Annotated in this window: 15 protein-coding genes and 2 pseudogenes; 12 read left to right on the plus strand and 5 right to left on the minus strand. The window is 41.2% G+C overall.

All coding sequences use genetic code 11. The features are described 5' to 3' along the window. The first annotated feature begins 53 nt into the window (after positions 1–53). On the plus strand, positions 54–1,394 hold the full coding sequence (glmM, locus tag I6N90_RS20900; RefSeq protein WP_197937610.1) for a phosphoglucosamine mutase: 1,341 nt from the start codon (positions 54–56) through the stop codon (positions 1,392–1,394). A gap of 364 nt (positions 1,395–1,758) precedes the next feature. Here the strand turns inward: glmM and I6N90_RS20905 are convergent, their stop codons facing one another. After that, positions 1,759–1,932, minus strand: coding sequence for a hypothetical protein (locus I6N90_RS20905; protein WP_197937611.1), 174 nt, complete (start codon positions 1,930–1,932; stop codon positions 1,759–1,761). Positions 1,933–2,004: 72 nt separating this feature from the next. Here I6N90_RS20905 and glmS point away from each other — a divergent pair, with 72 nt between their 5' ends. Then, positions 2,005–3,837: a glutamine--fructose-6-phosphate transaminase (isomerizing) gene (gene glmS, locus I6N90_RS20910; RefSeq protein ID WP_197937612.1), complete on the plus strand. Its 1,833-nt coding sequence runs from the start codon at positions 2,005–2,007 to the stop codon at positions 3,835–3,837. A gap of 478 nt (positions 3,838–4,315) precedes the next feature. Here the strand turns inward: glmS and I6N90_RS20915 are convergent, their stop codons facing one another. Next, the gene (locus I6N90_RS20915; protein ID WP_197937613.1) at positions 4,316–5,083 is read right to left on the minus strand and encodes a nucleotidyltransferase domain-containing protein; all 768 of its coding nucleotides are present in this window, start codon (positions 5,081–5,083) and stop codon (positions 4,316–4,318) included. Positions 5,084–5,597: 514 nt separating this feature from the next. Here I6N90_RS20915 and I6N90_RS20920 point away from each other — a divergent pair. After that, positions 5,598–6,561, plus strand: a pseudogene (locus I6N90_RS20920) (helix-turn-helix transcriptional regulator). A 113-nt stretch (positions 6,562–6,674) separates the two neighbouring features. Next, the gene (locus I6N90_RS20925; RefSeq protein ID WP_197937614.1) at positions 6,675–7,301 is read left to right on the plus strand and encodes a type 1 glutamine amidotransferase family protein; all 627 of its coding nucleotides are present in this window, start codon (positions 6,675–6,677) and stop codon (positions 7,299–7,301) included. Positions 7,302–7,616: 315 nt separating this feature from the next. Here the strand turns inward: I6N90_RS20925 and I6N90_RS20930 are convergent, their stop codons facing one another. After that, entirely contained in the window at positions 7,617–8,825 is a 1,209-nt protein-coding gene (locus I6N90_RS20930; RefSeq protein ID WP_197937863.1) for an IS110 family transposase, read from the minus strand. Positions 8,826–9,240: 415 nt separating this feature from the next. Between I6N90_RS20930 and I6N90_RS20935 the strand changes: the two genes are divergently transcribed. Next, on the plus strand, positions 9,241–9,645 hold the full coding sequence (locus I6N90_RS20935; protein WP_197937615.1) for a GNAT family N-acetyltransferase: 405 nt from the start codon (positions 9,241–9,243) through the stop codon (positions 9,643–9,645). Between the two features lie 304 nt (positions 9,646–9,949). On the opposite strand, the gene I6N90_RS20940 is transcribed toward I6N90_RS20935, so the two are convergent. Next, positions 9,950–12,160: a patatin-like phospholipase family protein gene (locus I6N90_RS20940; protein ID WP_197937616.1), complete on the minus strand. Its 2,211-nt coding sequence runs from the start codon at positions 12,158–12,160 to the stop codon at positions 9,950–9,952. A gap of 182 nt (positions 12,161–12,342) precedes the next feature. Here I6N90_RS20940 and I6N90_RS20945 point away from each other — a divergent pair, with 182 nt between their 5' ends. The 5 genes and pseudogenes from I6N90_RS20945 (at position 12,343) to I6N90_RS20965 (ending at position 17,441) form a co-directional block, all read left to right on the plus strand. Beyond that, positions 12,343–14,424 carry a sensor histidine kinase gene (locus I6N90_RS20945; protein WP_232243217.1) on the plus strand — a complete coding sequence of 694 codons (2,082 nt, stop codon included), beginning with the start codon at positions 12,343–12,345 and terminating at the stop codon, positions 14,422–14,424. Beyond that, positions 14,411–15,076: a response regulator transcription factor gene (locus I6N90_RS20950; protein ID WP_332262489.1), complete on the plus strand. Its 666-nt coding sequence runs from the start codon at positions 14,411–14,413 to the stop codon at positions 15,074–15,076. Before I6N90_RS20945 ends, I6N90_RS20950 begins: the two co-directional genes overlap by 14 nt. Before the next feature lie 458 nt (positions 15,077–15,534). Next, a pseudogene (locus I6N90_RS20955) lies at positions 15,535–15,918 on the plus strand (phosphotransferase-like protein); the annotation flags it as partial. A 169-nt stretch (positions 15,919–16,087) separates the two neighbouring features. Continuing rightward, a complete protein-coding gene (locus I6N90_RS20960; RefSeq protein ID WP_197937618.1) occupies positions 16,088–16,564 on the plus strand; it encodes a DUF1579 family protein in 477 nt (158 codons plus the stop codon). Positions 16,565–16,640: 76 nt separating this feature from the next. Beyond that, positions 16,641–17,441: a GNAT family N-acetyltransferase gene (locus I6N90_RS20965; RefSeq protein ID WP_232243218.1), complete on the plus strand. Its 801-nt coding sequence runs from the start codon at positions 16,641–16,643 to the stop codon at positions 17,439–17,441. 177 nt (positions 17,442–17,618) lie between these two features. On the opposite strand, the gene I6N90_RS20970 is transcribed toward I6N90_RS20965, so the two are convergent. Further along, the gene (locus I6N90_RS20970; RefSeq protein ID WP_197937866.1) at positions 17,619–18,704 is read right to left on the minus strand and encodes a DUF3626 domain-containing protein; all 1,086 of its coding nucleotides are present in this window, start codon (positions 18,702–18,704) and stop codon (positions 17,619–17,621) included. A gap of 180 nt (positions 18,705–18,884) precedes the next feature. On the opposite strand from I6N90_RS20970, the gene I6N90_RS20975 reads away from it, so the two are divergent. Together I6N90_RS20975 and I6N90_RS20980 are read left to right on the plus strand one after the other, a co-directional pair. Beyond that, positions 18,885–19,253, plus strand: a complete 369-nt coding sequence (locus I6N90_RS20975) for a hypothetical protein (RefSeq protein ID WP_197937619.1) — start codon at positions 18,885–18,887, stop codon at positions 19,251–19,253. Between the two features lie 194 nt (positions 19,254–19,447). Beyond that, on the plus strand, positions 19,448–20,059 hold the full coding sequence (locus I6N90_RS20980; protein WP_197937867.1) for a TetR/AcrR family transcriptional regulator: 612 nt from the start codon (positions 19,448–19,450) through the stop codon (positions 20,057–20,059). Positions 20,060–20,065: the final 6 nt, after the last annotated feature.

Below are 20,065 nucleotides of genomic sequence, written 5' to 3' on the forward strand. Positions count from 1 at the left end.
TTCATTCATGATAATAATTTAAATCCATTCATAGTAAAAGGGGATAATGAACGATGGGGAAATATTTTGGTACAGATGGTGTACGTGGTGTTGCGAATAAAGAATTAACGCCTGAGCTTGCATATAAGATTGGTCGTTGTGGAGGATATGTACTTACTAGACTAGCGGAAAAGCCGAAAGTTGTAATCGGACTGGACACTCGTATATCGGGCCCAATGCTCGAAGCATCTCTAATTGCAGGATTGCTTTCGATTGGAGCTAGCGTTGTACGTCTTGGTATAGTATCTACACCTGCTGTAGCTTATTTAACGAAAGAGCTTGGTGCAGATGCAGGTGTTATGATCTCTGCTTCACATAATCCGGTTGAAGATAACGGCATTAAGTTTTTTGCTGGTGATGGTTTTAAGCTATCAGATGAAACAGAGCTTGAAATTGAAGCATTGATCGATGCAGAAGTAGACGAATTGCCTCGTCCAGTTGGTGGAGACATTGGTACTGTATCGAACTACGATGAAGCGAAAAGAAAGTATTTGAATTATTTGAAGACGACAGTTGGCGGTAAGTTTAGTGGGTTAACAATTGTACTGGATTGTGCAAACGGTTCGGCATACGAGCTTGCTCCGACCTTATTCCGCGAACTAGGTGCGGATATTATTACGGTAGGTGCGGAACCTGATGGACGCAATATTAACGCGGGTGTTGGTTCTACCCATCCAGAATATTTACGTGAGAAAGTTTTGGAGCATGGAGCTGACCTTGGCTTAAGCTTCGATGGCGATGCGGATCGTTTGATTGCAATAGATGAGAATGGCGAAGAAGTGGATGGAGACTTCATCCTTTGTATTATTGGTGACCGTTTGAAGCGGGACGGCAGGTTAAACCATGATACTGTTGTTACGACAGTTATGGCGAATATCGGCTTCTTCAAAGGTGCAGAGAAGAACGGCTTAAAAACTGCACAAACAGCAGTAGGCGACCGTTATGTAATGGAAGAGATGCGTCGTGGCGGCTATAACTTGGGCGGCGAACAATCTGGCCATGTTATTTTCTTAGACTATATTACGACTGGGGATGGCATCTTGTCGGCTTTGCAGCTCGTAGAAACAGTAGCTTTGTCAGGTAAGAAGCTAAGTGAACTGAAGAAGTTGATGCGTAAGTATCCGCAAAAGCTTGTTAACGTTCGTGTAGCTGACAAGAGCCTATATAACGGCAATGCAGCCATTGAACAGGCTGTGAAGCAAGTGGAAGACGAACTTGGCGACAATGGTCGTGTACTTGTTCGTCCGTCTGGAACGGAGTCGCTTATTCGCGTTATGGCTGAAGGACCGGACAAAGAGCAAGTTGAAGCTTATGTGGATCAGATTGCAGCAGTTGTAAAACGTGAACTAGGTTAACGATTATTAGCAATAATGAATGAAACGGTCATGCGGAGCAACGGTGCTCTGTTTGGCCGTTTTTTGCGAAAAATAGCGAATTTGAGGTTCGTTTATGAGGGATTCGGACAAAATAGTTACGAATTAGATCAATTTTCAACCATTTTCATAAAGGGGTTGCACCATGGAGTGAAAATGAATATGATAGGACATAGCATTCAAGAAGGAAAGCGAGGGTAGAGGTTACATTGGTAATACAAGCGCCAGAGCTTGCGTGATGAATAGACTTGAAGTAGTTGCTAAAAATAGTGCTATGAAGGGATGTTCATACGGGAAGCTGACGAGGTGAAGGTGTTCGAAACATTCGGCGGGGACCTTCCGGTATTTAGCTAGCCATCCGAAAGCTGTTACGTAAAACGATTGGGCGACCGATCGGACAATCGTACAGCAGGCTGCTGCAAATGAATTGCTCCCATATGTCCACGATGCCGCCTGCGAGGCTGGCACGGGCAGAAGGGTTACGTTTTTCGCAACAATAAGAATCATGTGACAACTTCATATTTGCTTGTGCTACGCAGAGCTGGCATCCGTATGGACGGGAAATATACCGTTGACGGAGGTCTATTAAATTATGTGTGGAATAGTAGGATATATTGGTAAACGCGACTCTCAGGACATTTTGGTAGAAGGATTGAAGAAGCTGGAGTACCGTGGGTATGATTCCGCTGGCATTGCAGTATTTACGGAAAATGGTCTAGAGGTATCGAAGTCGAAAGGTCGTCTAGCTGTACTTGAGGATAAGCTGAAGGATGAGCCGCTTGCTGGTTTTGTTGGGATCGGGCATACTCGCTGGGCAACTCATGGTAAACCATCCGATGTTAACTCGCATCCTCATACGGACAATTCAGCGAAGTTTTCTGTCGTGCACAATGGCATTATAGAAAATTATTTGGATCTCAAAGATGAGCTTATTGCAAAAGGTCGCGTAATCGTGTCGGAGACGGATACGGAGATCATCGCACATCTTGTCGCTGACGAATACGAAGGCGATATCGTTAAAGCTGTTCAACAAGCGGTAAAACGTATGCGCGGAGCTTTTGCTCTTGGCGTATTGACGGAATATGAGCCAGAACGACTCGTAGCTGTGCGTTTCGCTAGTCCGCTCGTTATCGGTGTTGGCGATGGAGAGAACTTTATTGGGTCGGATATTCCCGCTATTTTGGAACATACGCGGGATGTATATATATTGGACGACGGCGAAATGGCCGTACTGACACGTAATGGTGTCGAACTTATGACTACTGACGGCGAAATTATTTCCAAGGAAATATATCATGTCGATTGGGATCTAGTGACAGCAGAGAAGGCCGGATTTGATCATTTCATGCTGAAAGAAATACACGAACAGCCTAAAGCTTATCGTGAAACGATGCTTGGACGCATCGCTGACGATGGCAAATCTGTAAATTTGAAGGAACTAACGATGACGGACGACTACATGAAGTCGATTCGTAAAGTGCATATTGTCGCTTGTGGTACGGCATACCATGCAGGACTTGTCGGCAAGTCAGTTATTGAATCATTAGCACGTATTCCAGTCGAAAATGATGTCGCTTCGGAGTATCGTTATCGCTCCCCGATCATCACACCGGATACACTCGTTATCGTTGTAAGCCAATCGGGCGAAACAGCAGATACGCTTGCTGCACTTCGTGAAGCTAGACGTAACGGGGCAAGAGTATTAGCGATTACAAATGTTGTCGGAAGCTCAGTTGCTCGTGAAGCAGATGACGTGCTCGTTACTTGGGCGGGTCCTGAGATTGCGGTTGCTTCGACAAAAGCGTATACGTCGCAGCTTATTGCGTTCTACTTGTTAGGGATGCATCTTGCGCGTGTACTTGGTACACAAGAGCAGTCGGCAGTAGAAGCTATGGTAGCTGGACTTCAAGCATTACCGGAGCAAGTTGAAACGATTTTGGAGCAAGCAGCGGTATTGAAACAAGTTGCTGAATCTATTTCTCATCATAAGAGCTTGTTCTTCATCGGACGTGGCGTTGATTACGCTGTTGCTCAAGAAGGTTCACTTAAGTTGAAGGAGATTTCGTATATTCATTCGGAGGCTTATGCAGCTGGGGAACTAAAACATGGAACTTTGGCACTTATCGAAGAGGGCGTGCCTGTTATTGCGTTGGTTACGCAGGAAGCGTTGTACGAGAAAACACTTAGCAACATTAAAGAAGTGAAAGCGCGTGGCGCTCACGTACTTGGTATCGCTAACAGCGGATTTGAAGGCGAAGTCGCTAAGTCAGTCGACGAAATATTTGCTATTCCGAAGACACTGCCGATCCTGTCGCCAGCACTTTCCGTTGTGCCGCTACAATTGCTGTCTTACTACGCTTCACTAGCGCTGGGACATGATGTGGATAAGCCGAGGAATTTGGCGAAGAGTGTGACGGTGGAGTAGGGTTGCGGTTTTTGTAGTAGACAAGTGTTAGAAGAAAATAAAGTGTTAGACTGAAAATTATCAAGACCTATAATCAAGAAAATCAAATAAAATAAAGAGCTCCACATATTATGTATGACTAATATGTGGAGCTCTTTATTTTAATTATCGTAACGAAAAAGGTGGCGACAGCGACGGCGATCTGATTCCTTGATGCATTCAACTAACGTTTCCCGTTAGCTTAACAGGACCGAAGGCCGAATAGCCCGAAGCGTGAATGCGGTGTTAGCCGATGCTTCTGGCTTTGAGGGTTTACCCATATGTTCTTAACCTAGGAAATTTCGGCTAACGTTTTGTATTGACGACGTCCTGGCCCCTTAGAGCCGCTGCTTATAGTTGTGAGGCTTGCCGAACACCTAATGCAGTGACTTCCCGACGGGCTTAGGGGGCTGGATGTGGCCAGTCGCTTCTCAGAGTGACCCCGAGCATCAATATGGTGTTAGCCGAAGGAAGTTCTGGAAGCAGCCATTGTATTTAAGACGTTCTCAAAATAGCTATATACTTCATCTGCAATTCCAAGAAACTCTTCAACAGGTACATGACTATCCAAGTAACAAGCATACAGATAATCAACTAACGCGGAGTCAATCTCACAATAGTCTAATATGGCATTTTTCATCTGAATAATGTCATCTTGCCATACACCTGTATCTTCTAAAACCAAAGAGTATAATGCACGAATTAATCTCTTAGAATAACCTTTAATATATCTAGTTTTCAATGTGTTATCACTAGCATTAGAAAGTAAACTATGTATACGATCTACTTCCTCCTTGGTCTCTGTATTTAAGTCTAAAATGAACTCTGGAGAAGTAATTATCGGTGGCACTCTTTCACCAACGTCATGACCATATACGCAAACACAAATTATCTTAATCCAAAAACCCCACTCATTCGGTTTACTTAATACATCGTCAATCGAGCAAATTATCGTATCAATCTTAGTTAATACTGGATATTCTTCCAAAAGATTATCTTTAATATTTGACAATCTTTCGTAATCAATATCTTTGGGATTTGCACATACAATAGTAAAGTCTGCATCTGACTTAAAAGGTTTAGCAGTTCCTTTTGGAATCGAGCCACACATATAAATGCTATGAATCTTACCTTTAAATTCGGTAAGTATATTATCTATATACTTATCAACAAAATCCTTATATTCACTTTGTATTACAATTCTATTTATAACTTTTTCTAATATCATATAGACTCCTCCTAAACATATAAGAACTTCTTTCGGCTAACGTTCTTGAATTTTCGACGTCCGACGGAGTCGGATGTGTCCGGCTGAATCTACTACTTGGCTTCTCAACTTCGAGGGTGTAGCCCGAAGCGTGATTGTGGTGTTAACCGATGCTTCCTCTTCTTAGAGTTACCCACCGAATATGTCTTGATCTTCTTATGCCCTTATCCATTCTTGACCTTTATATGCCCATATCCAACATTGACCTTTATATGCCCTTATCCGAACTTGACCTTAGATGCTTCTGGCTTTGAGGGTTTACCCATATGTTCTTGACCTAGGAAGTTTCGGTTAACAGTGTATTTACGAACATCGCGAAAATTATCAATTTTTAAGTATTCGCGAAGTTATTGAACGACACACATTGAATGCTACGTGAGGATTGAAAGGCCGAAAGATTAATGAATAAAGGGATGCAGGCGATTCGCAAAGTTAATAATTTAGAGCGATCCTAATAAAAGATGAGGTATATGTGATGCCAAAAAACGATAATATGCTGGCAATCCTATGGATGCTGAATTCGGGCGTTAAAATGACCGCAAAACAAATATTCGAAAAGTTAGAAATAAATATAAGGACAGTCTATCGGTATATTGATGCGCTAGGTGCCAGTGGAGTGCCTATAATATCCGACACTGGTCATAATGGCGGGTATAGCTTGCTGAATAATTTTATCATAGCACCTCTGCTATTTGATATTGAAGAAAAAAAAAGCACTTCTTCATGCTGCTGTTTTTGCAAAAGAAGCCGGATACCCTTTGAGTGAGGCATTAGGTAATGCGACATCCAAATTGAAAATGTATTCGAATCAGGAACAGGAAAGTGTTCTCAGCCGTCATTTAGCCGGATTTGAAGTTATAAACCGTATGGGAGACCCTTCTATTCAGCCAGTATTGGCGGAATTGGAGCAAGCTGTAGCAAACGAATTCTCTGTAGAAATTGATTATCGCACACGCCGTGATGATCAATCCAAGACTAGGGTGATAGATCCCTATGGAATGGTTTACTGGAACAATAAATGGTATATTATTGCATTTTGCCACCTAAGAAATGAGATCCGCAGCTTTCGGGTAGAACGGATTTTAAATATCAAGCGTACTCAAAACATATTTAAGCGTTCCAAAGCTTTTTTGGCTCGGGAATTTTTTTTGCGAAATCTATTACCTGATTTAGTCGGCAAGGACGGGTTAATTGCTTTAATTATCGAAGGTAGGTCAGAGGCGTTGGATGACTTATGCCTGCATTGGTTTTTGGGGCATCATCTGAAAGAGCGTACATCAAATCAAGCAATCTTTTTACTTGAGGAAAAATCAATTCATACCTATGTTCCTAATTTTCTCTTATCCTACGGGAAATCCATTCAAGTAATCGAACCACAGAGTTTGAAGGAAAAACTTGTTGGTGTTGTGTCGGAGTTAATGGAATATTATCAACGTTAATAGCTTCACTGACAGCGGATGTCAGTGAAGTCATTTTATAATGATGATAATCATTGATTACCGATGGAAGGTTGGTATCACTTGATGAATTGTAAAATAAGGAGAACTTGCAAATGAATAATACGGTATATCTTTATGTGTTTGACACAATGTCAGACTGGGAAATAGGCTACTTAACTGCCGAACTGAACTCGGGAAGATATTATAAAAAGGGGCTGGCCCCATCAAAAATAATTACCGTGGGAATTGATAAGACTCCAGTAACTACAATGGGCGGATTGAAAATACTGCCTGACATCAAATTGGATGAGTGCAGCATTGAAAGATCAGATACATTGATTTTACCCGGTGGAGATACATGGATAGAAACGATTCACCACCCCCTCTTAAAAGTCGCTGAGAGGTGTTTAAGGGAAGGTATATGGGTTGCAGCGATTTGTGGTGCTACAATGGGGCTTGCCCAGACAGGATTGCTGAATTCACGTAGACATACAAGCAATGATCTGGAATACCTTAAAATGATCTGTCCCACTTATACAGGAGAAAAGTATTACATAATGGAGTCTGCTGTAACTGATGGAAAACTGATCACAGCATCTGGAATAGCTCCATTGGAATTTTCTGTACACATTTTGAAAGCTTTTGATGTGTTTTCTTCAAAAACATTAGATGCCTGGTATAGCCTTAATAAGACTAGTGATTCTAAATATTACTATGAGTTGATGAATCCAATACAATAAAGTTATCAGCATTTAAGGAGGATTCGTTCCACAGGAATTCTAACGGAGTACGATAGTTAAGCAAAAAGGGTTCCACATATTAGTCATGTATAATATGTGGAACCCTTTATTATATCTGAATTTCCTAAATCTAGGTCTTGATAAACTAGGAGAATAAAGTAATAGACTGACAATGCTTCATTAAGCTATACCAGCTAATAGCTTGTCAAGATTACCAGTAAAATGACTCTAAACCATATGTTATAGTTAAAATAGGCAAGCCAAATAACCCTCCAATTCAAACGGTGTTTTGGAAGGTTAAACCAATTGAATTTGTTAAGCCAGACGGAATAGCTTTTTACTTTTCAAGATGGCATGGAGCCAATGAACTAGCTTATTTGCACATGCGACCAATGCCACTTTATGTGGTTTACCCTCGGTTCTTTTACGTTCGTAAAATTCTTTGAGTCGAGTGTTGCGAGAACGAATAAGTCCACACTGAACAGCCATCACCAGCGCGTAACGCAGCTGCCTGGAGCCACGTTTCGTAATTCGGTTTCGAGTTGCTGTAAACTTACCGGAAGCAAAGACACTCGGGTCAATGCCTGCAAAGGCGACTAGCTTTTTAGGATGATCAAATCGGTCGACTTCTCCAATTTCAGATAAGATTGTTGCCGCAATTTTATGTCCGATGCCGGGAATCGACTGAATTAATTCATACTCTTCAATTTCTTCAGCCAGAGCATCTATGTTCTGTTCCAATTCAATAAGATGCTCTTGGTACTGAAGAATAAGGGTAATAAGGACTTTCAAATTGATTAAGTGGCTTGCGTACATGGTTTGCTGAAACGGGTTTTGTTTTGCCGCATCTAGCAGCCGTTGAACGCGTTGGTTAATCCAGTCCTCTGAACGTCCTCTTTTCGAAGAAAGCAGTTCTTTCATTCTAGCCTTGAGTGTATCCTCTGGTGTCTGCAAAACCGAATATGAGGTTGGAAACTCACTTAAAAAACGTAGCGAAATGCCTGAATACATAGCTCCAAAGACACCTTTGTAAGCAGGGAAAACCTGATCTAGAACAGCTTGGAATTGCAGTTTAGTCTGTACACACATCTTTGAAAGAGACTCATATTGCCTAGTTAGATAGCGTAGATTGAGTAGCTGGACGCCTCTTTTCTTAAAGGGTTCAAACTCTTCCTTGTAGTACAACTCTCCCAAAAGATAAGCGTCAGCAGAATCCGTCTTTACTTTACGAWRTTGAGACTTCCTAAGCCGATTTGAGATGAGCGGATTAATGACAATGTAAAYATAGTGATGTTCCTCTAGGAATTGAACAACAGGGCTTTGGTAATGTCCGGTTGCTTCTAGAATAAGCAAAGGRCGTTGTTTGGATACAGATTCTACGTCCTTTAAAACTTGATGGAGATTCGCTAAACCATCAGGAGTGTGCTTGAAATGGAATGTTCCTCTAAATGGTTTTCCACGCTCTAAAAAGGCTTGTCCATGACTTTCTTCTTTAGAAATATCTAGCCCAATAACTGGATTCATTTCATCTCTCCCTGTAAATGTAGATTTACTGGCAGCCCCTACGGTTTCTTCTTGTCGCTCCATAGCATCGCTTGTTATTCGGGATCTTACGTCCTAACCAGCCTCAATCATGGTCATGACAAGTAGGGTGAACATTATAGCGCTCGGAATCAAGTCCCACGGGCAGGTACGTTCGACCAGGTTACCTTAATCCTCTATGCAAATGAAAAAAGGATCAACCAGAAAGAACTGGTTGATCTCATAATACGAACGGGCAGATTAAGGCTATAAGTAAAGTGATAATTCACTTTGATAAATCCGAAATTGCTTTGTCGGTATTATTTTATGGCTTCGTAAGGATTGCAAAACCATCGAAATAGGACAGTTTAAAACAGATGTTGTGCTGTAGTTGGTTTTATGAAGGGAAGGTATAGGGGTGAGTATTTATTACGCTTCAAGCAAAGAGGATATCACTAAGGATGCACTCCAAGAGTTATTTCTTTCGCTAGAATGGGAATCTGGCAAGTATCCAAACGAGCTTTTACAAGCAATCGGAGGGTCTCATTCAATTGTTACCGCTTGGGATGGAGGAAAGCTTGTCGGTTTGATAAATGCTTTGTCAGACGGTGTTTTAACGGTATATTTTCATTATATGCTTATTAATCCGAGTTATCAGAGTATAGGTATAGGTACGGAAATGATGAATATAATGCTTGATCGATATAAAGGGTGTAAAACAAAAGTATTAATTTCTTATCCTCATGCAGTGGATTTCTATAATAAATTTGGCTTTAGTACAGAGGATGGAGCTACACCAATGTTCATCTCAGAGTTGATATGATTGAACTAACGGGGACACGTTTGTTCAATCACAGCGGCAGTCTAAGACTTTATTTATCAAGTCTTAGACTGCCGCTGCTTCTTTTAATGAATCAGTCTAAAACTAATTTTTCTAAAAGCGGAGTAATCTCCAATTCAAAAACCCCGTTATATCAACAACTCCAGTCTATTACTTTATTTTCACTGAACAATAAATAGCAGATTCAGTGTCCTTTAAGAAAAGGAAGCGTACAAAGTACTGATTTTGAGGTAGAACAATCATTAATCTTATTAAATAAACCAATACCATTGCTCAAATTCACTTTTTAACCTCTCAAAGACCATACCACGCTTCCATCCGGGCGCAACATGACAACATTGCCATCGTCTTGAACGACGAGATAGCTACCCGGGTTACCACCTGTATTGGAAAACCATACGATTTTTTTGCCTTCATCGAAGATGTATAAGTTGCCGTCGTGTTCCATATAACATGCCCCTGCCCGTGCAGCAGTTCCTGAAGCCCATAGTGCATTTCTTGTAATCATCACTTGAGGAGGATAAGTCTTATTACAAGCAGTCAACATAACTGTCTTTTCAGCGATGATGGCCTTCGTTTCTTGAATTTGTTCCATAATTTCAGCTTTTTTATTGGTCGGTGCTTTTTTGAGTTCTGTTTGAAGGTTAGTTAAAGCGTTCTGTAATCGCGTAATTTCAGCATCGATGGGGCGGCACTCCGGAGCTAGCGGTCCGTTAGTCTTAATGATCTTATACAATACGAGATTGCCGTCTCCTTGAAACACCAATGAGTAGTCACCGCTCGGAGAGTGAATACCTTGATCATAAGCTAGCGTTTCTCCAGGGCGAACGTCATTTCCCTTTGCAGCTGGGCCATTTGGTAGCCATAGTCCGCGATCCGGAGTCCATGGATGACGTTCCCAAGTCGCCCACCAATTTTCCGCCTCCGATGGGACGTAGCCCCCTTTTTCTTTTCTCCTGCGCACCAGATCGCTTAATCTGTTTTTGAGCTCACGTACTTGTCGAATTGCATCGATACTATGCTCCATTCTTGGAGCCGGATGAACAGGTCTTCCATCTTTGGTTGTGAACTTGTAGCCACTGGCAGCGTATTCGAGCTTCCATATTTCATATCGGGTTAAATAAATAAGTTTCGTTTGTCTGTCCCGGGAATATTGTTCAGTCAGCCGTCGATAGTTGACCGGGTCAGCTTGCTTAGCCTGATAAGTATCGTCCGCTCTCATATAACCATAAGCCATTCGAATGTCTATTAATCCGGGGTCAATTGTCATTATGTCGTGTATATCGAGCTCTGGTTGAATAATCGTTACATTTACATTCGAATTAACATTCACGATATATGGCTCAATTTCGTTCTGCGCAATTTCATTAGACATAATATCGCTTGTAGCACGAGTCGCCACATCAATTAAATTAGCTACACCTACATCGAATGACGGGATGATGTTCCCAGAAAGAATTCCGCGGGGAGGGTCCATAGAATTGTCGGATGCCATTACAGCAAAAATTTCAGTTGCTCCAGCTTGTATAGCTGCTTGAATCGGTACGATTTCGCGTACGCCGCCATCTACATAGTTCTCTGTGCCAAGCTTCACCGGAGAAAAGGCTAGCGGAATCGAGGCTGATGCAAGAGTACCTTCACTCAAGCTGATGCTCAGAGGAAGTGATTGCGGAGGATTAGCTCTATCACAGCTCGACAACAGACCGTTCTGATGTGATATTTCGGCGTTCAGTTCTCGAATTTGCTCTATAATAGAGCTTTTATCATTAGTTGGAGCGATACGCAATTGGGCTTGAAGATGGTTCCTGCTTCTTTCAAGCTCCTCGATCTTCGTAGCAATTGGAATACATGCAGAAGCATGCAAAGGTACGGATTGAACGTAATACACACTATCTCGCTCTAGCAAATTCCCTTTCTCCGTCACATATCGTAATGCACCACTCTCAAGAGCGACGACGCTCATACGCAATTTAATACCACTTTGCGATACTTTTCGCGGGTCGAGTTTGCTTAAACTAATTAATTTTGCACGAATTGGATTCAAATTATAAAGGGATTGTGATTGGGCGCTCAATACCTTTTCAATTTCACTTTTCAGTTTATTGATATCACCCGAGTAATCACGTATTACCTGCACCAACCCATATGTCCCTAAAAACAAGTTAAAAGAGTCTTCTCTTATTTTTTTACTACGGAATGCATCATCTTTAATAAAATTCACGATAGTTGAATCTTCTATATTGGAAAACCATCCTTCCTTCACCCACATGTCTGATTCGACTATTAAATCGCGCCAAATACCGATCAATCCACGAAGACCCCTTGTGGCGTCGTTTCCGTCTCCTTCACCCTCCGCAAGTTTAACCGCATTAATGGCCCCTACTGAAGTCCCTGCAATAATGGCAGGTCTAATGTTTCTCTCATACAGGTAACGTACCGCCCCTACTTGGAAGTTTCCACGCGAGCCCCCGCCACTCAATACCAACCCAATTGTCATTTCATTTCCTCCTAGTTTCATTTACTTGCCTTCCATCATCGTAAAATTTCCCTTATCCCGCTCACAAGAGGTACATGCCTAATCCCACTAAGGATTTTTCCGGGAACGTTTTTCCCGGTTCTGCCGGGAAAGTCGTATGGTATAATTTTCATCAATCACTCATCTTGAAAGGATTTATGAATATGCGCCTTATCCTACAAAATCAAGCTAGCTTCAGCTACCTACTGGGACTGCATTTGCTTTGGTGGATAATTACTGCTACTTCGGTCGTGGCTTCGCTTTATGGTCATTTCGGAAGTTGGGGCTTCTATAGCACTTCATGCGGGGATGGGTTCTGCAATAGTTACTTTCAGATGAATACGTCCCAACTAATTCATCTTGAAGAGATCGGGATTTCTCCAGATCTCTATGGGAGTCTTACGAACATCCTCTTAGCGCTTCAGAATTTGTCTTCATGGGCTATCGGTTTTCTCCTTTACCGTTACGGTTGGAAAGATCGTTACTGTGTGATGGCTTCATTGCTTCTCATCGCCACAGGTACCTATTACAGCACCGAAAATCATTTTTATGTCGATCATCCTCTTATGAACGTTCTTGTTACCGGATTGAATATGATCGGAGTTATCTATGTTGTTTTCCTGTTTTTGCTCCCTTCCGGGCGATTCAATCCTCGCTGGACTGCGGTTTTTGCTTTTGTCTGGACCACACACAGCTTTCTTCGTCACTTTGTTCCTAACATTCCTTATCTGAAAGTTTCTCCATGGTTTTTTTTCGCCTATTTTATCGTGTTACATCTTATTGTCCTTTACATACAGACCGAACGCTTCTTCAGTGAGTCTTCGCCAGAAAAACGTCGTCAATTGATTTGGTTAATAGCCGGATTAGCGGGTTTTATTGTCGCAAGTATACTTACACCACTCCCTTTTTTTAACGAGCACGGAATATGGAGACTAATCGTTCAAATCACACTGTATACAAGCTTGTTATTTCTTCCATTTTCTATAGGTTTAATGATACTTGAGACAAGAGCTCGCAATATGTCCGGCGCTTTCAACCGCACGATGGTGTACGCTCTGCTGAGCGTCTTTGGCATCATGGTTTACGTGCTTTTATTGGGTACGTTTGGAGCTCTAGTACAGGGGAAAGTGCCTGCCATCGTTTCGCTATTAGCTACCGGACTGATCGCTGTCGCCTTTCAACCGCTCAGGGAATTCGTTCAACGTGAAGTGAATCTCCTCGTCTATGGCGAGCGAGAAGATCCCTACGTTGTGCTCTCCATGTTGACCAAACAATTGGAAGCTTCATTGTCACATCGATCTTTTCTTCCTGCCGTTGTTGCCAAACTCGCCTCCATTCTGCGAGTACCCTACACGACTATTGACATTTACGGACAGGATGGAGCAGAACGGCTTGCCACATTCGGAAAGGAAACCCGCATCATCCGTACGATTGAACTTGAAGTGAATGGTGAAGCAGTAGGACAACTCGTTCTAGGGGGAGAAAAGCTTCACGGAACGATGCTTCCAAGCAAGCAATTAAAAATGGAAGATCTCATTCGTCAAGTAAGCATCGCCATCCATTCCGTGAAACTTGCCGAAGACCTTCGAAAATCGAGGGAAAACTTAATTACTGCTCGGGAGGAAGAACGCCGACGGCTTCGGCGGGATTTGCACGACGGACTAGGTTCCTCTCTAGCCAGCATGATACTTCGTCTGGATGAAGCGATCCACCAGTACTCTCTTCTGGGCCAGCCGAACAACTCAAAGCAAGTGATGGAGGCCGTTCGATTACAACTGAAAGAATCGATAACCGACATTCGACGACTTGTCTATTCGTTGCGACCGCCCACCCTAGATGAATTCGGTTTGGTCTTTTCCCTACAAGAACTTATTTTGCAATATCAAAACCCTGCCCTTCAAATCATCATGGAGGGAGCAGAACGAGATCTAGAGGTTTCTGCAGCGGTGGAAGTTGCTGTTTTCCGGATCGTTCAAGAGGCACTTACGAACGTCATTCATCATGCGAACGCCAGCACTTGTCGCATCATACTGCGACTTGAAGATCACTTTTTTCACATCCAAATAACGGATAATGGAAATGGAATGCCCTTACATGTAAAACCAGGAGTTGGAGTATGTTCGATGAGGGAGCGCGCAGAGGAGCTAGGTGGATCATTTCATTTGATTTCAGCCCCGGACAAAGGAACTGACATTCAAGTTCATCTGCCGGTTGAGAAAAGGAGGACTGACTGTGCAACATGTTGAGAAAGAAACATTACGAATTTTATTAGCAGATGATCATCCGATGTTTTGCGAAGGGCTCGTTGCTATTTTCCATTCCGTAGAGGGCTTGGAAGTTGTGGGACTGGCAACTAACGGGACCCAGGCTGTTCATCTAGCCGAAAATCTTCAACCCGATGTCATTCTAATGGATGTGAATATGCCAGGCTTGAATGGTATTGAAGCAACCCAGGAAATTATTCGGACTTCTCCTCATATCGGAATATTGATTTTAACGATGTTCGATGACGACACATCCGTATTTACCGCAATGAGGTCAGGCGCACGTGGTTATTTACTTAAGGGAGCGCACAAAGAAGAAATCGTTAGGGCTATTCAAGTTGTTGGATGCGGGGAGGCGATTTTCAGTGCGACGATTGCCCGAAAATTAATGTTTTACTTTGATTCAATGATGAATAAAGCAGCCGGCAATGTCCTATTTCCTCAATTAACGGGTCGGGAAAAAGAAGTTCTGGAATGGATTGCACGCGATCTAAGCAACACTGAAATATCTCGACAGTTAGGACTTTCACTAAAAACAGTCCGCAACCATGTGTCCAATATTCTGAACAAGCTACAAGTTGCAGACAGAACGAAAGCAATCATCCTTGCTAAGGAAGCCGGAATGGGCGGCTGAAGTATGGATCGCCGCCTATTTCTTATCTTATTTTTGTGGATATATTTAACATTTTGAAGTATTTAAAGCTCCAAACACGCTTTTCAACTTGATCAAAGAGAATTTTTAAAGCCATTTAATCTTTAAGAAATTACACTCAGTAAATACCCCTAGCTAATTTGTTTTTATGTAACTATTTATGCCAATATCATACACGAGGCTAGATACTTATGGGCGTCTGGGAATACATCGTTTCACAAAGAGGAAGTAGCCATGAAAGTCTCGTTATTAATAGTAGAAGATATTTTTAGAATATCTATGGACGATATTCGTATCTAGGTCATCTTGGCATCGCGTTGAACTCCCTAACGGTTAACGTTAGTTCAACAACACAGCGGCAGTCTACTTTATTTTCTCAGTCTATATTTGTTGAATTATCAATCTTTAATATAAAATATCAAACTTTATTTTAAAGCTTTGATCCAATAATCTCAGTGTACTTTGCGGCAATCAAATTGTTTTCAGAACTGGGTTTGAATGTAATAGTAGATACTGTAATTGAAAATGACAAGTGGTTTAATGATTGTCTTGATCTATTTGTCGATCAGCCTACTTTATTTATAGGTGTAATATGCTCAAAAGAAGAACTCATAAGAAGAGAAAAAGCGAGAGGAGATAGAAATATTGGACTAGCAGCTGCACAGTTCAGCAAAGTATATTGCATTGATGAATATGATCTTTAAGTAAATACAGAAGAGATGAATCCAATAGAATGTGCCGAAAAGATATTACGTTTTATTGAGTCCAATAAGGAATACACGGTATTTAAGAAATTAAGTAAAAGAAATGTTTGTGTTTCATAGAAAGCGTATCCATCAGATCACTCCATGTTTAAGCATTAAACAATTGGATAACTCAAAATAGCAATCGATAAGAAATCGCTATATCAGTAATAACTTAGAATAACAGTAGATTCAAAAATTCATAGATCTAGTGTGGCAAACGTCATGATTATGAAGGAGGAACATAGTAGTGACCGAAAAGAATGCTTCCCTTGCTCCACACGATCCGTCCAAGCCGCATCCTGCTCTTGCTCGATTGAATGTGTTTGTAGGTAAATGGAATACGGAAGGACTAATTAAGGTGAGTCCAACTGGCACGGCTGTCAAGCTGAAAGCGACTGATATTTATGAATGGCTGCCTGGTGGGTTTTTCCTTATTCATTACGTGGATGGCTATATGGGGGACGAAGAGGTTAAAACCATCGAGATCATAGGTTATGATACTGTAAGTCAGACATATTTCACACACTCGTATGATAACCGAGGTAGCGTCGGCACGTACCAAGCGAATCTGCTTGATGCTATCTGGACGATTACTGGAAAATCAGAGCGCTTCACAGGTATGTTTAGTGATGACGGCAACACTTTAACCGGCAGTTGGGAGCTGTCAGGCGATGATGACATGTGGGTACCTTGGATGGATATCAAGTTGATAAAAGTCGTTTAGCTGAAAATTCCCCAAACTAAAAGACTGAAGATAGTGTTAACTTAACGGGGAGGTGTTAAAAATATTTTCGCATCGATTGCTTACTCACGACACGATTATTGAATTATTGCCTGACATTAATCCAGAACAGAATTTACTTTTTTATAGTTATTTAACGCAACATAAGGAGAAGGCTCAATATAGTTGTCAATTTATTAATAGCAAACTTACAGCCGTATTAGCTTATCTTAGTGGACTTTCCTTTCCTGCATTTTCTTTCTTTCGAGTTGAAGAGCAGGACATCTTTTTTCCAGAACTAATTGCTTTTACAAGAGAAACGATCAAACTTGATGAAAGTGCTGTTTGTGGCACGATACTCTGTCAACGAGACCTTAAACTTTTTCAATCCTTTGATCTCATCAAAGGGATTCCTCAGCGCTTTTTAACAATGAAGCATCAGAATGATTCAAAACTCCTTGAATCTAACATTGCCAAAAAGATAAGTGAAAATGAATATGCTAAGGTGATTGATTTTTTACATAGTAGTGAAATGAGGTTTTTTACTAGAAGTGAGTTAGAGTACTATCCTTTTATCGGAATAAAAGAAGGAGAGGACTTCATAGCTGTGGGAGGTTTCCATTTTTATGATTCACAGTTAGTTGAGCTTGGGAACATTGTTACAAGATTAGATTATAGAGGAAGAGGATTAGCTAAGCGCCTAACAAGTGAATTGACACGTCTAGGTAAAAAACGTTCACCAGATGTCTATCTGGGCGTATTAGCTAATAACTTACCTGCTGTTTGCGTATATGAAGGCTTGGGATATCAAACAACAATGGAACTTTCCATTGTGAATTTCACTTTATCTAAAACACAAATTATATGTCATTATTATTGAGTTAACGGAGAATGTTAATTGCACGACTACAGCAGTAGTCGAAGACTTTATTTTTCTATTCCAGATTCCTGTCTGCTTCTTTTAATGGATTAGACCGGTAACCTCCTATTGCGTTAACTGGCAAGTTAGCGTAATAGGAGAATGGTACAGAATCGCTCCAGCTTCACGGGAGATTGTTTACTTTGCCATTGGCTTTCCATATCTCACTAAAACATGCCAAAGTAATTTTAATTCTTGCAGAACTTCGTTGTAGGTTCCTCTATCGCTCCAATTACTTGGATTTTGTTTCAAGTCCCTAGCTGCAGAGCCGATCATATTTACATCAATGTACTCATTTTGCGCAATTCTTTTGGCGAGTGAAGGCATCGATGGGCCTCTAAAATGGATAGGAACCTCATCAACCAAAAGATTAAAGCCCATGTGCCAGTAAAGATCAATTGAATATTTTAAACATATTTGTTCTAAGATTCGTCCTGTATGGGTGCCCTTAAATGATGGATCGGCAACAAGTATCTTTACGTGTTCTTTCAGAAAAATATCACCATGAACCTGAGCTTCGATATAGTGGTCAAGATTTCGGTTTGACTCTTTATTTGATGGATTTTGGAATGGTTTCTCCAGATTGATGAGCATATGGTCGATTAACTTTCGAACCGTCAGATTTCTTTCACCAATGGCAAAATCACTATAAAACGCATCCCTCATGAGCGCAGCCAAAATGAGGTCAAATTCTTCATACGTCCCTTTTTCCTCGGGGTCTTGGTGAGAATCTAAATAAGTATACGTGCACCGATGAGAGAGTTCAGGGGATAAAAGGAAATAGCATGATCCAAAACGTGGAGCAGGTCCATCGGGATGTAACATAACATTGAGCGCTCCATACTTGGGCCGTTCGCTATTGGTGGAGCCATTTATTTGATACGCTCCGCCAAACATTTTATTTTCCCAAACGTCACGTTCACCACCTGGAAATGCTGATACACTTCCATTCGATAGAAATGTCTCAAACTGGCTTTTATAAACCCCTTGCTCAAGTAGTGCTTCAGCAACGCTTTTCATGGACGGATCTAATCGATCTGGGTGAAAGTGTAGTGCAATACTAGCGTGGGATTTTAGTTTAGCGACAGCCTCTTCAAATGTTTTCAGCTCTATGCTGGACACTCGAAGGATTTCTTTAATTGTTAGCTCCGTCTCATTTTTGCGGCTTCTTGCATAATTTGTTATACACTCTTGAGCTAATTTCTGAGACCTGGATAATTTCATGGGCAGAAGAGTTCCTTCCCTTTTTATAGAATCATAATACATGAGGGGCAGTATCGGAAATAGCAGATTATTATTTTAATTTGAACTTCAGAAAGCTTCACTTCTTAATATGTCAAATTTTTATCCATGTTGAAAAAAGATATGTTATAGTAAATTAATTCCAAATATAGGAGGATGTCTATGAAAAAGAGATTAACAATTTTCGGCCTTTCTTTATTTATCTTATTGTTTGGAATGAGTGTTGTTTCAGCTAACTCTGGAGTTGCTTCCTTGTATGTTCAAGCTGGAAATTCTGCGACTGCAAGCCCGGTTGAAGGTTTAGGTAATTACGGCCATTTAGCCGTACAAGCGCATGGATCTGGCCCCGTATATGTGACTATACAGGAGGTTTGCGGAACTTCATCTAGTTTATATTATGAACTTACTGTGAATTCAGGAATAAGTGCAGATTTCATTATCTTGAATGCAGGCTGCACGTATACATTAACTCTCAAAAACGATAGTCCTTCTCATGCAGCATCGGCTGTGCTTCGTAATGAGCCACTATAATTAAACGCAACAATATTACATTCTAAAAACACCTTGATAAAAGGTGTTTTTTTATATTCCTACAAGAAAAAGCGACTTCCGTGGCTTCAATAAGTTAACGGGAAGTTTTCGCTAACTGGAAATGAATGTTGTTTTTATATACCCACTATTATATAATGAGTAAAAACTCATTCATTAAAAAGGGGGAGATTCAATTGCCGCGCAGCAAGCAACAGTTTGAAGAAATGCGTATTGCCACTAGGGAAAAAATCCATTCAGCTGCGATGCAGCTATTTGTTCATCAAGGTTTCGGTTCGACGAATGTTCAAGATATCGCGGATACAGCTGGAATTAGTATTGGTCTGCTCTATCGTCATTACAAAACGAAGGATCAGTTATTTAACGAATTGGTTGCCTACTCGGTTGAAGGATTGAAACGTAATATTACATTCTTTGAATCCGATCAATCCCCTAAAAAGTTAATGGTACAGTTTGTGGACAAAGTCTACACTGACATGATCAATGGGGAGGAACTAGCCCATCTACTGATTCTTATTAATCAATCGCTATTAGCTGGTGCTGCCACAGCTTCAAAACATTATGAAGAGATGCTCCAGATAAATGCCAGGCTGCGTGATTCTACGGCACAGCTCATACGAAAGGGTCAGCAGCTCGGGGAGTTCTATTCGGGTGATGCCCAGGAAATGGCTACTCTTTTTTATGCATCGATTCAAGGCTTGGCTCAAATGAAAGTATTACTAAAGAGCAACTTTACCATGCCCTCACCATCTATCCTCACTGCATTTCTATTGAAGGAAAGGAAGTGATCATGT

This window comes from Paenibacillus sp. GSMTC-2017, from assembly GCF_016019935.1.
GTDB lineage: Bacteria > Bacillota > Bacilli > Paenibacillales > Paenibacillaceae > Pristimantibacillus.